Consider the following 17,086-nt stretch of genomic DNA (forward strand, 5'->3'; position numbering starts at 1 on the left):
GCTTATAATTTATGTTGTAAAAATGGGTAATCTTCTTGATCGTAAACTACATCGTACATTACGCTTTTTTCTGGATAAGGAGATTCGTCTGCGAATTTTTCACATTCAAGAACTCTTTCTTTAACGCCTTTATCTATAGCTTTAATTTCATCTTCACTCAAATATTTTTCAGATAAAATAATATCTTTCATTTGAGTAATAGGATCAATTTTTTTGTATTCGTTTACTTCCGCTTTAGTACGGTAGTGTTGAGCATCACTCATTGAGTGCCCTCTATAACGATATGTTTTTAATTCTAAGAATGTTGGTCCTCCTCCTTTACGTGCTCTTTGAATAGCTTCGTCAAAAGCTTCAGCAACTTTTACAGGATTCATTCCATCTACTGGTCCACATGGCATTTCATAACCTAAACCTAATTTCCAAATATCTTCATGAGAAGCAGTACGTTTAACTGAAGTTCCCATTGCGTAACCATTGTTTTCACAAACGAAAACAACTGGTAAATTCCAAAGCATTGCTAAATTGAATGATTCATGAAGTGACCCTTGACGAGCAGCACCATCACCAAAACAACAAAGAGTTACAGCGTCGCTTCCGTGAAATTTATCACCAAAAGCTATACCTGCTCCTAAAGGGATTTGACCTCCCACAATACCATGACCTCCAAAAAAACGGTGTTCTTTAGAAAAGATATGCATAGAACCACCTAATCCATGGGATGTACCAGTAGCTTTACCATATAATTCTGCCATAACACGTTTTGGATCCACGCCCATCCCGATGGGTTGTACGTGATTTCGATATGCGGTTATCATTTTATCCTTACTCAAGTCCATTGCATGTAAAGCACCTGCTAATACAGCCTCTTGACCATTGTATAAATGTAGAAATCCTCTTACTTTTTGTTGAATGTATACTGCAGCAAGTTTGTCTTCAAACTTTCTCCAAAACAACATGTCTTCATACCATTTAATGTATGTTTCCTTTGTGATTTTTTGCATGAGTTGCGCTATTTTAAAAACGAGAAACAAAAGTAACACTTTACGCTTTAAAGAAAAACCGATTCTAGTAAAAATTAAATATTTTTTTTATATTATCGCCTTTTCGAAAACAAACGGTAATAAATTAGCTAACGATTTAGACCTAATTACCTCTCCTGACTCTCCCATAAAATAAATATCTATAGGCAAATCTTGTTTTACTTCATATTCTGCTATTGCCTGTCTACATGCACCACACGGCGGTACTGGTGTTGTTGTTTTATGTTTTGTAGACCCTGCAACTAGTGCCATAAGTACTATTTTTTTGCATCTGGATATTTAGATCCCGCATAATAAATTGCTGTACGTTCTGCACATAAGCCAGAAGGGTAACAAGCGTTCTCTTGATTGTTACCTGTAATGATTTCTCCATTATCTAACAAAATTGCAGCGCCAACTAAAAACTTAGAATAGGGCGCATAAGCTCTTAGACGTGCTTTAACGGCGTGTTCCATTAATTCTGAAACTTGACTAGGCGTCTCGCTTAAAGACTCGTAAACCTCAAATTCTGAGTCTATTTTTATTTTCTTCATTAAAAAAAATCTTAAATTGTTGTTTCTAAAGATATAAAACTATTTAAAACAAAAAACTATTGCCAAAAAGGCAATAGTTTTTATAATTTATATTTAAAAATACTTTTTTTTAGTACTCTGTATATGTTCCTGTTCCTAAATTAAACGTTAAAGAAAAACGTAACGTATTTTCTAAAGGACTTTGTATTTTTGATGTTGAAAACAAATATGATAAATCCATATTAATAACATTGTATTTAAAGCCTGCTCCTAAAGCAAAAAACTGTCTTGCACCCTTTTCTTCAGCTTCATGGAAATACCCTGCTCTAAAGCCAAAAGAGTCTTGATACATATACTCTGCTCCCAACGCCCATGTAAACTCTTGCATTTCTTCTTTAAATCCTCCTGGTGCATCCCCAAACGACTGAAACATACCTTGTAAAAAATCCACATCATTATCTTGCCCTTGATAGATCACATCACTAGCAACTTCATCGCCAATAAGATCTATACCTTCATCATACTCTCCGTTTCCATTTTCATCGCTATACTCATATTCTGTTCCATAAATTGGAGGTGTTGGCACTAATAATTTAGTAACCTCTCCTGTTACAGATATAGTATTATACTCATCTAATATAAAATCGAAACCTCCTCCTAAACGTAATGTTGTTGGCTGAAAGTTTTCTGCACCATCTTCATCATACTTAAATTTTGGTCCAATATTTTGAATTGCAAAACCCGCTCTCCAACGTCCATTAAAATCGTTATACGCTTCTTCTTCACTTTGATAAAACCCTGCAACATCCACTCCAAAAGTACTCGCTGCAGAAGCATCACCTGTCCCTGTATTTAATCTTAAATCTGATCGAATATATCGTCCAGCAACGGCCATAGAAAACTGATCACTAAGTCTTAATGAATAAGATAAATCCATAGCTAACTCGTATGGACGCTGTATTAATGGCTCTGAAAATTCATCTTCAGTAAATTCAATATCACCTAAAGAAAAATATCTAAAACTTGCTGCTACAGCACTTCTTTCATTTATACGATTAAAATAAGTAACACCTCCTAAAAAGATGTCGTTTACTAACGTACTTAAATAGGGCGTATAACTAATAGCTACCCCTTGTTTTGTTTCGGAAAACGCATATTTTGAAGGATTCCATTGTTGAGAAAATCCATCTACAGAGGTCGCAACCCCCATGTCCCCCATAGCTCCTGCTCTAGCATCTGAAGCGATAAGTAAAAATGGCATTCCTGTTGTAATAACCCTAGAGTCTTGATCGTTCGGAATAATTGTTGTTTGCGCTTGTAAATTAGAAGCGACTAAAACAAAAAGTATTGCTAAAAATATTGTTTTCATTTAGTTAATTTATGTTACAAATATATATGTTTATTATAGGATTACAAGTTTCTCAATTTTTTCAACTGTTTTATTGAGAGATTCTGAACGGACTTTAAGCTTATACACATAAACGCCCTTTCCTATTTTATCACCAAAATCATCTCTTCCGTCCCAAACAATATCTCTAGACAATGATGAATTCCCACTACTACAACAATCTGCAGTATTTGTTTGTCCATTTAGTGTTCTTACCAATTTCCCGGAGACGGTAAAGATTTGTATAGAAACGTCTAAAGTACCCGAACTATTGTGGTTAAACCAAAATTCTGTGTAATTAACAAACGGATTAGGATAATTAAGCACATTTGTAATCACCAAACTTTCATTTTCATTATAAACCATAAACTGAATTTCTGCAGTAGACGAGTTATTATACACATCCCAAGCCTTAACGGTTAACGTGTGCAAACCTGTCTCTAGATCTCTAAACGGATATGTGGCAACTCCGTTTTGATAATCATCTACATCTGTCTGATAATAATCATTTAAGACATAAGGATTCACCTCATCACCATCTATAATAGCAACTAAATCATGACCTATTCCACTTGATGTATTAATCCCATTTTCGTCTTCAAGTTTCACTAATAAAGAAGGCGATTCGTTAGTAATTCCTCCAGACACAAAACTTTCGTCATTCATATATAAGTTAATTACCGGTCCAATATCATCTTCTTCCGCATCTTCATTAATCCCTCCTACTTGAATAACATTTACACCTGCCCCTGCTTGATCTTCTAATGTTTCGTCTGTTTTTGCATAAAAACTAACACGACCAGCACCAACAGGTACACCAATATCTTTAGGCACTACAAAATCGAAACTAAATTGTCCAGCAACAACAGAGGCTTGACCTCTAAAAATAATTTCTCCTAACGTTGTATAATCCATTATATAGACATCGTCCCCAACCACAGTACCATCATTACCCAATGTGGTTCTGCTAATATCTTTATCGTAAACTGTTGACGATAAAATACCATTATAATCTGTTAATAAATTCCCTGCTGTATCTGTAACTTCTCCAGAAAAACTAACCTTGTCTAAAGCTTTTAACTGATCTATTTCTCCCGTAATTGATTTTCCGTTAACTTTTGTAAGTTTAATATTTGGTTCTGGAATAGCCAGTTTCATTGCTGGATCTCCAATAAAAAAGACCAAATGCCTTTGACTAGAATTAGATATTGCCGAATTTGTTTTAGTTAAACGCAAAGCCTCTGCCATAGACGGATATTCATCATCACTATAACTATCTTCTGTGTTGTAGGAAAATAAATATTCACTTAAAATGGTATTAAAAGAAATACCAACACTAACAAATATCTCGCGCGTAGTAGTTAACAAACCTACAGCGCCACCTTCTGCATTCCAATAAGTAACCTCTCCTGCTGTTTCGCGTAACGGATTATCGAAACGTGTAAACTCACATGTTACCGTGATAAAGCAATTCATTTTATACTCGTTAGATAAATCTGCAGCATCTGTAGCCATAAAAATACGCTCGGCAGCTAAACCATCTTCTCCTCCATGCCCAAAATAATTAACTAATAATGCACCATTTTGCATGGCATTAATCATGGCTTCTTTTACCTCTGGATAACGATCTCCTCCAGAAGACGATTCCTGATTATAAGCATCTGAATGAATTTTAGTTATGTTTATAAATGGTTTTTGCTCAGAAATTTCGTCGGCAATTTCATCTGTGGTTTCTTCTAAAATATATTCCCAAGAATCATCTACATCATCAGACACCATAACAACTGTATTTCTCCAGCTTCCGTAAGCACCTTCTTGGTAATAGCGCTCAATCTTATCTACCATTTCTTTAGCCTGAGAGACATCGTCTGCCAAAACACGCCCTAAAGCTAAATCTAATTGATCTGAAGTACTCATACTTCCTTCATTAGCATCCATCATACCATAAAAATCGTCAGACACATAAGAGCTCGTTAAACTAAAACTATTATACTCATGCCATGACGGGACATAATTAGAGTTTGTAGATAATCGGCCTTTATAATCGTAAGAACTATCTCCGAACATACATAAATATTTTACAGCTTTATCTGATGTGCTTGCATTATCGTAAACATATTTTACAAAATTACGTATGGCAGAAATATCTTGATTTCCTGTACTAAACTCATTATATATAGCATCTAAAGTTGCTACCTTAACATTAAGCCCATATTGTGCTTTATCAATTTCTGCTAATCGTACTGCTTGTGCATAAAAACTTGAAGGCGCTACAATAATATAATCTACATCTAAAAATTGACCATCGTCATCTAAAAAAACAGTTCCTTTTAAATCTTGATTTTCAATTCTCGAATTTGATGCTTTCGTTGGAGAATAATAATCTGATGCTGTAACCGCTACAAATGTTTCTAAACGTCCGGACTGTCTAACAAAACTTAATGTAGATGCTGATTCTGAATTTGAAAGTGATGCAACCGAAAACGGATCTGTAACATTCCAAATTTCGGAAATACTCGCTGCATTTGCTAACTGATATTCTACATAACCACTACGTAAAGCCACCTCTGTATTATAAAACCCAAACTGTTCTCCATAAAACGTTAAAGCCCGAGTCGCTTCTATAGAAATATAATCTAAATACCCTAAGGCACTTGGGTTTGATTGCTTATTATAAGTTAAACTCACTGTAATATCGTCACTACTCACAGCCACAGATTTGTTCATAGACGACTCGTTCGCTAGTGTTGGATCACTTGCACCATTAATACTTAATGTTCCTACCGAAGCACCATTAATAGCGACCTGAAAACTAGAAGTACTTTCTGAGGTAGACGCCACATACGCTTTAAAGGTTATTTCTTCTGAAGTTACCAAATCAGGAACTTCGAACGAAAATGATTTTTGCAACGTAACATCAAAGCGATCTCCAAACCAACGTCTCCCAACTTGAGCAAGATTATAATCGTCTGTTTCATGGAACAAATAAGTCTGATGTGTATTTACAACGTAATCTGCGGTATTACTAGAGCTCTGAAAAGACTGTATTCGTTTCCCTTCAACACCATCGGTTTTTAAAAAATAAGACGTTTTAGTAGTATAACTATTTATATTGGTATTACTTTCCTCATTATACGCATTCGGACCAATGGCATAAAACAAAATATAATCGTCGTCGTCAAAAGAACCATCGTCTTCTCCAATTACTTTTATAGCATTTTCAGTGACATCAAAATATTGCGTTTCAGAATTTTCATAAGGAATCATTGCCCCACCGTTACCATAAATTTTAAGCTGTTTAGGATTAATACTATTTACACTAACTCCTAATTGTTGTAAAAACGATTTAGACAATTTATAAACGCCTGTGGTATCGACATAAAACTGAAACCATTCTCCGCTTTTTAATACAGAACTAGACACACTTGGAGTAGAAGAATACTCTAAACTACTTCTGCTTGTCGCTGAAGAATTATAAACTAAATTAAATGAAGTGATTTTTTTATATGAATTTTTGCCATCCTTTATAATAGGAGAAACTTCTAAAAACCCATAAGATTTATAACGTGCAATTGATTTATGAAGTTCAAATTGTAATGCATTAGGAATAGTTGAAACATCTAAACCTTTTAATTCCGTTTTAGAGATTGACGTATAGGTAACATTCTCTAATCTCGCCGAACTTTCATTAAAAGATGAACTTAATTCCCACTTAGAAACAAATTTTAATCCATCTTCTACACTATAATCAAAGTTATCCGGATTAAAACTCGGCACCTGAACAGAAAAACTTCCTGTAGAAATTGTAGTATACCCATCCCAGTCTAATTGAAATTGTTTTTGCTGAGAATAGCCTACAATTGAGACTAACATTAGAAGAAGTACAGCTGTTTTTTTCATTATTTTAATAACGTTTAGCACAAGATATTAGTATAAAACCTTAATTATTTTAAAAATATAGCCAAAAGTACAATAATATTTCATGAGTTTAAACGTTATTACAGACACAAAAACACGAGTAAAAATGCACAAATCATCGGTATAATGAATAAAAAATAGGACGAAATACATATTTTTTCACTCAAATTAGTCAAAATTGCTTGCAGTGTAAGGTTAAATTCTTATATTGCGACTCCAAAAAATAACATTTGCTTACTTAAAAGTATGGATATGAAAAACATAGTAACCGTAAAGGGGCTGTTAGTAGTAACAATCGCTTTAGCCGCTATTAGCTGTAAAAATTCAAGTTCGAATAGTTCGAAGGCCACAGGATGGGAAATTAATTCAAAAGAAGGAGGTTTCCAATACAACACACAATATAAAGAACAAGAAACCGCTCCAGGCTTAGTCTTTATTGAAGGAGGGACCTATACAAAAGGTCAAGTTCAAGATGATGTTATGCATGACTGGAATAATACACCAACTCAGCAACACGTTCAATCATTTTACATGGATGAAACGGAAGTAACAAACATCATGTATCTTGAATATTTAGATTACATAAAACGTATTTTCCCACCATCAGAAGATGGATTTAGAGCGATTTATAATGGAGCGCTTCCAGATACATTAGTTTGGAGAAACCGTTTAGGTTTTAACGAAGTAATGACAGACAATTACTTACGTCACCCAGCATATGCAGATTATCCTGTAGTAGGAGTTAGCTGGATTCAGGCTACTGAATTCGCTAAATGGAGAACAGACCGTGTTAACGAACATAACCTTGCAGAAGCTGGTTATTTAGACAAAAAGGCTTTACGCTCAGAAGTAACGGCTTCTTCAAACTTCAGTACAGATGCATATATTAATGCTCCAGAGCAAACATTTGCTGGTAATGAAGAAATTAAAAAGACAGGAAGAAAAGGCGCTGTAAGAACAGATGCTGATGGTAATGAAACCAACATTTACGCAACTCGTGAAACAGGTATATTATCTCCTGCTTACAGATTACCTACAGAAACAGAATGGGAATACGCTGCTCTTGGTATGTCTGAATTAAGAGAATACAATGCTTACAGAGGTAGAAAAAAATACCCTTGGGATGGTAAATATACACGTTCTGAAAAACGTAGATCTTTAGGAGACCAAATGGCAAACTTTAAACAAGGAAAAGGTGATTACGGTGGAATCGCAGGATGGTCTGATGATAACGCAGATATTACCGCTAAAGTAAAATCTTACAGACCAAACGATTTCGGTCTTTACGATATGGCTGGAAACGTTGCAGAATGGGTTGCCGATGTATATCGTCCTATTGTAGATGATGATTTTAACGACTTTAACTACTACCGTGGTAACGTTTATACTAAAAACGCAATTAACGAAGATGGTACAGTTAAAATTGTAACTACAGATGATATTGTTTACGATACATTAAGTAATGGTAGAGTAGTCGCTAGAAACTTACCTGGAGATATTCTTCAAGTACCTATTGATGAAAATGAAACTTACTTAAGATCTAATTTTGATGCTAGTGACAACCGTGACTTTAGAGATGGAGATAAACGTTCTTCTCGTTACTATGCTGATAGTTTTGATGAAGATGAATCTGAGGATGAGCAAACAGAAAAAATGTACCACTCTCCTAAGAACACAATCACTAGAGATTCTTCTGGTAAAATCATTAGAGAATACGACAAATCTAACAACAAAACATCTATGATTAGCGACGAAGTTCGTGTATACAAAGGTGGTTCTTGGAAAGATAGAGAATACTGGTTAGACCCAGCACAAAGACGTTATTTCCCTCAAGATATGGCAACAGACTACATCGGGTTTAGATGTGCAATGTCTAGAGTTGGATCTAAAACAAAGTCTAGTGCTAAAATGAGACATTAGTAAAAACATTTATTATAATAATAAAAAAGTCCTAACCTTGCGTTAGGACTTTTTTTATACATTTATATTATGAAAACATCAGACTTACACAGCCTATACTTAAACTGTAATACCGTTTGTACAGACACCAGATCTGTTAAAGAAAACGACATTTTTTTTGCTTTAAAGGGAGATAATTTCAACGGAAATTTATTTGCAGAAAAAGCATTACAAGCAGGGGCAAAATATGCCATAATAGACGATCCAGAATACCATATAGAACATAAAACATTTGTTGTTAAAGATGTTTTAGAAACACTTCAAAGTCTTGCAGCATATCACCGAGATTATTTAAACATACCCATAATTGGACTAACAGGTAGTAACGGTAAAACAACAACCAAAGAGTTAATTAACGCTGTTTTATCTAAGAAATACACTACCAAAGCAACAATAGGAAATTTAAATAACCACATTGGCGTACCACTTACACTACTTTCAATGAATACTAATACTGAAATTGGTATTGTTGAAATGGGTGCAAATCACTTAAAAGAGATTGAATTTTTATGTGAGATTGCTAAACCTAATTTTGGATACATCACAAACTTTGGAAAAGCACATTTAGAAGGTTTTGGAAGCACTGAAGGCGTTATTAAAGGAAAATCAGAATTATATACATTCCTTAAAAAAACAAAAGGCTTAGCCTTTATAAATGCAAAAGACACAAAACAAATAGAATTAACTTCAGACATAAAGACAATTGCTTTTGGAGATAAATCTGTAGAGGCAAAAACTATTATAAACCTAAAAGAAGCTAATCCTTTTGTGGTATCAGAATATCACAATCAACAAATAAAAAGTCAGTTGATTGGCGCGTATAATTTCACAAATATTTCAGCTGCAATTGCTATTGGAACCTATTTTGAAGTAAACAATACAGACATTAAAATGGCTATTGAAAGCTACACTCCAACAAACAACCGTTCTCAAATCATTACAAAAGGCAGTAATAAAATTATATTAGACGCCTACAACGCAAACCCAACAAGCATGAAAGCTGCACTAGAGAGTTTTCACTTATTAAAAGACAATAATAAAATAGCAATTATTGGAGACATGTTTGAACTGGGGCATGAAGCACAAAAAGAACATCAAAACATTATTGATCTTGCTTTGTCTTTAGATATCGATAAAGTATACGTAATAGGAAACCTATTTAAAGCAACAAAAAGCACATCCAATAAGATTACATCTTTGGACACTTTTGAATCCTTTAAAGCAGTACTAAAGGATTTAAATATAACAAACGCTACGCTATTAATAAAAGCATCTCGAGGGATGAAACTAGAACGTATTCTAGACTTGATTTAAGTAATGTTTATAAATGAAAAAAGCTTCTCATATTCTGAGAAGCTTTTTTATTTGCTTGTGGGCGCAGAGGGATTCGAACCCCCGACCCCTTGGGTGTAAACCAAGTGCTCTGAACCAACTGAGCTATGCGCCCTAATTTAATAGGCTGCAAATATAAACTAGTTTTTTAAATTAACACTAAAAAAGTGTGTTTTATTTTTAATCGAATAAGGACTTAAAAAACCATAAAAAAAGCTTCTTTATTTGAGAAGCTTTGTGGGCGCAGAGGGATTCGAACCCCCGACCCCTTGGGTGTAAACCAAGTGCTCTGAACCAACTGAGCTATGCGCCCTTTTCAATTGGATTGCAAATATACGTCTGTTTTTAATACTACAAAAACTTTTTACGTATTTTTTTTTAAATTATTTCAGCAACAACAAAAGTACTTCCTCCTATATAAATAAAATCGTTTTGCTTAGCTACTTGCAATGCCTTTTTATACGCTTCATTTACAGAGCCATAAACGTCTCCTTTAAAGCCTGATTGTAAAAAATAAGACTGTAAAACAGTTGCAGACATACCTCTTGGCACATCCGGTTTACAGAAATAATATGTCGCATTTTTGGGTAATAACGGTAAAATAGATGAAACATCTTTATCATTTACAACACCAAAAACAATATGCAACGCTTCAAAAGATTCTAATTGTAACTGCTTAACAACTTCAGATAAACCTTCTTTATTATGCCCTGTATCACAAACAACTTTTGGTAATTCATGTAATACTTGCCAACGCCCTTTTAAACCTGTGTTTTCCATCACGTTTAAAAGCCCTGTTTTAATATGATTTTCAGAGATATTATATCCTAACAGTTGTAATTCTTTAATAGATTGTAATACTGTTTTTATATTCTTTATTTGATATATCCCTTTTAAGTCACTCTCATATATATCAGAGATTATTTGATCTGCAAATACTATTTTTGCGTGTTTTTTTTCTGCTATTGTTTTAAAAACATCTTGGGTTTCTAATTGTGTTTCCCCTATAACAACAGGAATATTAGCTTTTATAATACCTCCTTTTTCTCCTGCAATTTCAGATAAAGTTGTTCCTAGAAACTGTGTATGATCTAGACCTATGTTTGTAATTACAGAAAGTTCTGGTGTAATAATATTTGTAGAATCTAAACGCCCTCCTAACCCAACTTCAATAACAGCAATATCTACTTGTTCCGCTTTAAAATAATCGAAAGCCAAGCCTACTGTCATCTCAAAAAAAGATAAATCGTGTTCTTGAAAAAAGGGTTTATTTAAGGCTATAAATTTAACTACAAAATCTTCTGAAATCTCAGAGCCATTAATACGAATACGCTCTCGAAAATCTTTTAAATGAGGAGATGTATACAAACCAACCTTATAACCTGCTTCTTGCAAAACAGAAGCTAACATGTGGCTCGTAGAACCTTTTCCATTAGTTCCTGCGACATGAATAGATTTAAACGTGTTTTCTGGATGGTTTAAATGTTTGGCTAATACAATTGTATTATTAAGGTCTTTTTTAAATGCCGATTGCCCTTGTCTTTGGTACATAGGAAGCTGAGAAAACATCCACTGTACAGTGTCTTGATATGTCATAATATTTATTGACCTAAACTAAAATCGATAGTAACAAAACCTATTTGCCTAGCCGGAGCATTAGCATCTGGGCGCCATTTATGAGACATGGCTATTTTTTTTGCTGGTTCTAATAAACACGGACTATTATTTTCTGTGCCTTTAACTCCAGGTTCTGCCTTAATAACTTGGCCTTGTTTATTAACTTCTATACGAACCACAACTAAACCGGATTCGTTACAATTTTGTTTTACAGTATTAAATGATGCTTTTCCTCGTCCGTTTAAACCATAACCAACGCCACCACTACCCGATCCTGAGCCTCCAAAATAACTTGCAGCATAGGGGTTTCCATCTAATTGCCCTTTATCTCCAACTTTATTATCGTCGCCTTCACTACCTGTTGCTGTTCCTTCAGATTTATTAATACCTCCCATTAAGGCATCTAATTTCTTTTTCTTTTCTTCTTTTTCACGTTGCTCTTTAGCTACTCGTTCGGCTTCAGCCTTAGCTTTAGCATCGGCCTCTGCTTTTGCCTTATTTTCGGCATCTTGCTTTGCTTTAGCTTCAGCAGCCTTTTGCTTTTTTATTGCTACCGCTTCAGAATTATCTTCTGTTAGGACATTTTCTTTTACTTGAGAAGCTTCTGCTGGTGCCGGTTTTACAGGCTCTGGTTCTGTAACCTCTTCTGGAACTTTATTTACATTAACAGGTTCCGATTTAATAGGTTCATTAGGTTGCACATTTCCGCTTCCAAAATCGGTAGTTCCAAAATTTACAGCAACACCATATTCCTCTGGCGGATCCATATAAGGAGGACCAACAACAAACATTAATAACAATATAATCACACTAATTAATAGTGTAATTTTTGCAGAATTGCGTTCATGTTTTGTTTGAAGATATTTCATATTAATTAATTTGGTCTTACTGCCAAAATCACTTTAAATTTATTTCTATTTGCTATATCCATAACCTTTACTACATGTTCTACAGGTACAGATTGTTCTGCTCTTAAAACAATAGTTGGATTAGTTTCGTTAGCTAATGCATTTTTTATTTCGCTTTCTAAAACGCTTTCTCCTACACGTTTTTGATCGATATAATATGTTAAATCTTTTTTTATACTAACAGCTATGGTTTGTTTATTTTCTGTTTTACCACTTGCTTTTGGAAGCAAAACATCTATCGCACTTGTAGTAACCAAAGTTGAAGCCAACATAAAAAAGATAAGTAGTAAGAATACAATATCTGTCATAGAAGACATATTGAATTCTGGAGTTACTTTATTTCTTCCTCTAATATTCATATTAAATAGGCTCGTTTAAGTGATCTAAAAACTCTAATGAATTAGATTCCATTTGATACACAACTTTATCTGTCTTAACAACCAAATGGTTGTAAGTAATATAGGCTACAATACCAACAATTAATCCAGCAACAGTAGTAGTCATTGCTGTATAAAGTCCGTCTGCTAATAATTTAATATCTATTTGTCCTCCAGAATTGGCAATTTCGAAAATAGAAAGAATCATCCCGATTACAGTTCCCAAGAAACCAATCATAGGTGCTGCTCCAGAAATGGTCGCTAAAACACTAACATTCTTTTCTAAACCATAAACCTCTAGTCTCGCGGCATTCTCAATAGCCGTATTTATATCTTCTAAAGGTTTTCCTATTCTAGAAATTCCTTTTCCAATTAATCTAGAAACAGGTGTATCTTGTTGTGAGCATAATAATTGAGCAGAATCTATCTTACCTTCACTAACGTGATCTTTAATTTGATTCATGAAATTAGCATCGATATGAGAGGCTGCTTTAATTGCAAATAAGCGCTCAAAATAAATATAAAGGGCAGCAACTAAAAGAATAAATAAAATACCAATAATAATCTGACCAGCAAGTCCTCCGCTGCTAATTAACTCAATTATTGAAAGTGTTTTTTTAACAGGTTCTTCGTCTGTTAAGACTTCTACTCCCGCTGTAGGGTCTTGAAAAAGGGCGTATAACATAAGTGTTTAAATAGTTTACTAAATAATTATTAACGTGTATTCTCTATTTTAAGTATATCTAAAGTAGGTTCTTATTTGTATAAAAATAGTTAAACCTAATACCATTTCTATTTAAAATTTATCCAGATATATTTAATCATTCAATCTGATAACAAATATAAAAAACTAAACACCTGAAAAAACTAATTATATCATTATTTTGAATACGAATAAATTACGCCTGTAGAATGGTTTTTACTTGCTCCAGTAACGCTTTTTAAACAATTAACTTCTCCTCTTAATTTTAATATTCCTAGTAATCCAAATATTAATGCTTCTTTATACTCTACAACAGCATCGTTAGGGATTATAATATCGCAAATAGATAATGTTTTTAAACGCTCTATTAAAAATGAATTATAAGCACCGCCTCCTGTTATTAATAAAGATGCTGGTTTAGAAACTGGTAAAATTTTCGCTATCTGTATAGCAATATGCTCTACAAAGGTTCTTAACACATCGTGAACCTCTAATTTTTGGGCATTTATTAAAGGAAAAATATGTTGTACAACCCATTCTAATCCTAAAGATTTAGGATAATCTGCTTTATAAAAAGGTAATGCATTTAATTGATGAAGTAATTCTGGATTAATTCTCCCTGTTGCAGCCAACTGTCCGCCATCATCATAATTAAAACCTAAAGATTGAACATAATGATTTAGTACAATATTAACCGGACAAACATCGAAAGCAATACGCTCTCCTTTAATTTCTGTAGATACATTTGCAAATCCGCCCAAGTTTAAACAATAATCATAATCAGAAAACAACAAAGCATCTCCAATAGGAACCAAAGGTGCTCCCTGCCCTCCTAATGCAACATCTTGCATTCTAAAATCGCAAACCACATCTTTTTGTAAAATTTCGGCAAGTTTAGGCAAATTTCCTATTTGGTATGTAAAGCCTTGTTCTGGATCGTGTAATGCAGTATGACCATGTGAACAAATAGCATCCAAATCTGTAATATTATGCTTTGCAATAAATTCCTGAATTAAGTTTGCTAAATAAACCGTGTAATCATTATCTATTGCTTTTAATTCTTTTTTAGAATATGTTACTAAATGCCTTAAACAATCTAACCATTTAGAGGTGTATGGAATTGTTTCTGCCTCTTCAATAGAAAAACTCCAAACATTTGAATATTTAAAATGTGCATAAATAATATCTATCCCATCTAAAGATGTTCCTGACATAACACCAATAACCTTAAGCTCGTCTTTTATCATATTTTAAAATTTAAATAGCTTTAATTGAGTAATTATTAAAAATAATACATATTTTAGAAATCATATTAACAAATAAACAACTAATTGTAAATTATCATGAATTTCAACCTAACTGAAGAACACATTATGATTCGCGATGCTGCTCGTAATTTTGCCCAAACAGAATTATTACCAGGAGTAATTGAACGCGATAATAAACAAGAATTCCCTAACGCACAAATAAAAAAAATGGGCGAACTCGGTTTTTTAGGAATGATGGTAGATCCTAAATACGGAGGAAGTGGCCTAGATACTATTTCTTATTTGTTAGCAATGGAAGAAATATCTAAAATAGATGCTTCTGCTTCTGTTGTAATGTCTGTAAATAATTCTCTGGTATGCTGGGGACTGGAACATTATGCAAGCGAAGACCTAAAACAAAAATATTTAACAAAATTAGCTAGAGGGACTGCTTTAGGCGCCTTCTGTTTAAGTGAACCTGAAGCAGGAAGCGATGCAACATCTCAAAAAACAACAGCCATAGAGCATGATGAGTATTACCTATTAAATGGTACAAAAAATTGGATTACAAATGGTGGTACTGCCGATTTTTATATTGTTATTGCTCAAACACATTTAGACAAGAAACATAAAGGTATAAATGGTTTTATAATTGAAAAAGGATGGGAAGGTTTTGATGTTGGTCCTAAAGAAGACAAACTTGGTATTCGAGGAAGCGATACACACTCTTTATTATTTAACGACGTAAAAATCCCTAAAGAGAATAGAATTGGCGAAGATGGTTTCGGATTTAAATTCGCAATGAAAACACTTGCAGGTGGCCGTATTGGTATTGCTTGCCAAGCATTAGGGATTGCTTCTGGTGCTTACGAATTAGCTTTAAAATATTCTAAACAACGTAAAACATTTGGCACAGAAATCTGTAACCATCAAGCAATTGCATTTAAACTGGCAGATATGGCTACACAAATTGAAGCTGCACGTTATTTATGCTTAAAAGCGGCTTGGGACAAAGACAATAAAAAAGATTATACCATTTCTGGAGCCATGGCTAAATTATATGCTTCGCAAGTAGCAATGGATACCACTGTAGAAGCTGTACAAATTCATGGCGGAAACGGTTTTGTTAAAGACTACCATGTAGAGCGTTTAATGCGTGATGCGAAAATTACTCAGATTTATGAAGGAACTTCAGAAATTCAGAAAATAGTGATTTCTAGAAGTATTATAGATGCTGAATAATTAATTATAATCTAACCTTTTAAAAACTCTAATCTAAAGGTTAGAGTTTTTTTATGCTTTATTAGTTATGTAACTAAAATAAATTCGACTTACTCAAAAAAACAAATATGCAATCTATAAAATTATCTATACTTACACTTACAGCTATTTTAGCTTTTAGCTGTAAAAACGAAGCCCAAACTAATCCAGAACAGGATGCTATTAAAAATGCACAACCTGTAGAAGTTAAAATGACTAAACATGAAGCACGTGCCTATTTTGCTAGCGGATGTTTTTGGTGTGTAGAGTCTATTTACGAAAGTGTTAAGGGTGTAAAAGAAGTTGTTTCTGGATATTCTGGCGGACATACAAAAAACCCAACTTACAAGGCAAGTAATACTGGTAGAACAGGGCATGCAGAGTCTGTTGAAGTTATTTACGATCCTACAAAAATAACCTTTGACAGCTTAGTCGATGTGTATTTTGGTTAAGATCCAACTCAGGTTAATGGGCAAGGGCCAGATCATGGGTCTCAATACCGTTCTATTATATTTTATCAGAATGAAGCACAAAAGCAAATTATTCTTAAAAAGAAATCGGAACTAGAAAAGGTATTAAATAAAAAAAGTTGATGCCGAAATATATCCATTTCAAAAATTTTGGAAAGCAGAAGCTTATCATCAAGATTACAAAAAGCATCATCCAGACAATGGATATATACAAAATGTATCTATTCCAAGACTTAATGCTTTTAAAGCTAAATTCCCTCAATTATTAAAATAAAATAGCTAAACACTAATATATTAACCTTTTATATACTATAACGACGTCTAAATCGGGAAAACAAACGTATATAAAGTATAAC

The 17,086-nt window shown here is 33.6% G+C and carries 11 protein-coding genes, 2 tRNA genes and 2 pseudogenes; 4 read left to right on the plus strand and 11 right to left on the minus strand.

The window, feature by feature from the left end; translation table 11 throughout:
* Positions 1–2: 2 nt before the first annotated feature.
* From pdhA to porU, 4 genes and pseudogenes are all read right to left on the minus strand, one after another.
* Entirely contained in the window at positions 3–1,001 is a 999-nt protein-coding gene (gene pdhA, locus GQR95_RS02295; RefSeq protein WP_159021615.1) for a pyruvate dehydrogenase (acetyl-transferring) E1 component subunit alpha, read from the minus strand.
* Between the two features lie 87 nt (positions 1,002–1,088).
* Positions 1,089–1,573: pseudogene (gene cdd, locus GQR95_RS02300) on the minus strand (cytidine deaminase).
* Between the two features lie 109 nt (positions 1,574–1,682).
* Positions 1,683–2,921, minus strand: a complete 1,239-nt coding sequence (porV, locus tag GQR95_RS02305; protein ID WP_159021616.1) for a type IX secretion system outer membrane channel protein PorV — start codon at positions 2,919–2,921, stop codon at positions 1,683–1,685.
* Between the two features lie 33 nt (positions 2,922–2,954).
* Positions 2,955–6,839, minus strand: a complete 3,885-nt coding sequence (gene porU / locus GQR95_RS02310; protein ID WP_159021617.1) for a type IX secretion system sortase PorU — start codon at positions 6,837–6,839, stop codon at positions 2,955–2,957.
* A 264-nt stretch (positions 6,840–7,103) separates the two neighbouring features.
* On the opposite strand from porU, the gene gldJ reads away from it, so the two are divergent.
* Both gldJ and murF read left to right on the plus strand, forming a co-directional pair.
* Positions 7,104–8,777: a gliding motility lipoprotein GldJ gene (gldJ, locus tag GQR95_RS02315; protein WP_199269633.1), complete on the plus strand. Its 1,674-nt coding sequence runs from the start codon at positions 7,104–7,106 to the stop codon at positions 8,775–8,777.
* A gap of 69 nt (positions 8,778–8,846) precedes the next feature.
* A complete protein-coding gene (gene murF / locus GQR95_RS02320) occupies positions 8,847–10,130 on the plus strand; it encodes a UDP-N-acetylmuramoyl-tripeptide--D-alanyl-D-alanine ligase (protein ID WP_159021619.1) in 1,284 nt (427 codons plus the stop codon).
* 58 nt (positions 10,131–10,188) lie between these two features.
* On the opposite strand, the gene GQR95_RS02325 is transcribed toward murF, so the two are convergent.
* The 7 genes from GQR95_RS02325 to GQR95_RS02355 form a co-directional block, all read right to left on the minus strand.
* Positions 10,189–10,263, minus strand: a tRNA-Val gene (locus tag GQR95_RS02325).
* 123 nt (positions 10,264–10,386) lie between these two features.
* A tRNA-Val gene (locus GQR95_RS02330) sits at positions 10,387–10,461 on the minus strand.
* Between the two features lie 65 nt (positions 10,462–10,526).
* Positions 10,527–11,744, minus strand: a complete 1,218-nt coding sequence (locus tag GQR95_RS02335; RefSeq protein WP_159021620.1) for a folylpolyglutamate synthase/dihydrofolate synthase family protein — start codon at positions 11,742–11,744, stop codon at positions 10,527–10,529.
* Between the two features lie 5 nt (positions 11,745–11,749).
* A complete protein-coding gene (locus GQR95_RS02340) occupies positions 11,750–12,634 on the minus strand; it encodes an energy transducer TonB (RefSeq protein ID WP_159021621.1) in 885 nt (294 codons plus the stop codon).
* 5 nt (positions 12,635–12,639) lie between these two features.
* Entirely contained in the window at positions 12,640–13,032 is a 393-nt protein-coding gene (locus GQR95_RS02345) for a biopolymer transporter ExbD (protein WP_159021622.1), read from the minus strand.
* Between the two features lies 1 nt (position 13,033).
* On the minus strand, positions 13,034–13,735 hold the full coding sequence (locus GQR95_RS02350; protein ID WP_159021623.1) for a MotA/TolQ/ExbB proton channel family protein: 702 nt from the start codon (positions 13,733–13,735) through the stop codon (positions 13,034–13,036).
* A 194-nt stretch (positions 13,736–13,929) separates the two neighbouring features.
* Complete coding sequence (locus GQR95_RS02355) at positions 13,930–15,000, minus strand: anhydro-N-acetylmuramic acid kinase (RefSeq protein ID WP_159021624.1); 1,071 nt, start codon at positions 14,998–15,000, stop codon at positions 13,930–13,932.
* Between the two features lie 96 nt (positions 15,001–15,096).
* On the opposite strand from GQR95_RS02355, the gene GQR95_RS02360 reads away from it, so the two are divergent.
* Positions 15,097–16,242 carry an acyl-CoA dehydrogenase family protein gene (locus tag GQR95_RS02360; RefSeq protein WP_159021625.1) on the plus strand — a complete coding sequence of 382 codons (1,146 nt, stop codon included), beginning with the start codon at positions 15,097–15,099 and terminating at the stop codon, positions 16,240–16,242.
* A 107-nt stretch (positions 16,243–16,349) separates the two neighbouring features.
* Positions 16,350–17,004, plus strand: a pseudogene (msrA, locus tag GQR95_RS02365) (peptide-methionine (S)-S-oxide reductase MsrA).
* Positions 17,005–17,086 lie beyond the last annotated feature (82 nt).

The sequence above is a fragment of the Formosa sp. L2A11 genome (genome assembly GCF_009796865.1).
Classification (GTDB): Bacteria; Bacteroidota; Bacteroidia; order Flavobacteriales; family Flavobacteriaceae; genus Formosa.

Coding starts and splice junctions, on each gene's coding strand:
- pdhA (WP_159021615.1), bottom strand. CDS start 1,001: ATGCAAAAAATCACAAAGGAAACATACATTAAATGGTATGAAGACATG.
- porV (WP_159021616.1), bottom strand. CDS start 2,921: ATGAAAACAATATTTTTAGCAATACTTTTTGTTTTAGTCGCTTCTAAT.
- porU (WP_159021617.1), bottom strand. CDS start 6,839: ATGAAAAAAACAGCTGTACTTCTTCTAATGTTAGTCTCAATTGTAGGC.
- gldJ (WP_199269633.1), top strand. CDS start 7,104: ATGGATATGAAAAACATAGTAACCGTAAAGGGGCTGTTAGTAGTAACA.
- murF (WP_159021619.1), top strand. CDS start 8,847: ATGAAAACATCAGACTTACACAGCCTATACTTAAACTGTAATACCGTT.
- GQR95_RS02335 (WP_159021620.1), bottom strand. CDS start 11,744: ATGACATATCAAGACACTGTACAGTGGATGTTTTCTCAGCTTCCTATG.
- GQR95_RS02340 (WP_159021621.1), bottom strand. CDS start 12,634: ATGAAATATCTTCAAACAAAACATGAACGCAATTCTGCAAAAATTACA.
- GQR95_RS02345 (WP_159021622.1), bottom strand. CDS start 13,032: ATGAATATTAGAGGAAGAAATAAAGTAACTCCAGAATTCAATATGTCT.
- GQR95_RS02350 (WP_159021623.1), bottom strand. CDS start 13,735: ATGTTATACGCCCTTTTTCAAGACCCTACAGCGGGAGTAGAAGTCTTA.
- GQR95_RS02355 (WP_159021624.1), bottom strand. CDS start 15,000: ATGATAAAAGACGAGCTTAAGGTTATTGGTGTTATGTCAGGAACATCT.
- GQR95_RS02360 (WP_159021625.1), top strand. CDS start 15,097: ATGAATTTCAACCTAACTGAAGAACACATTATGATTCGCGATGCTGCT.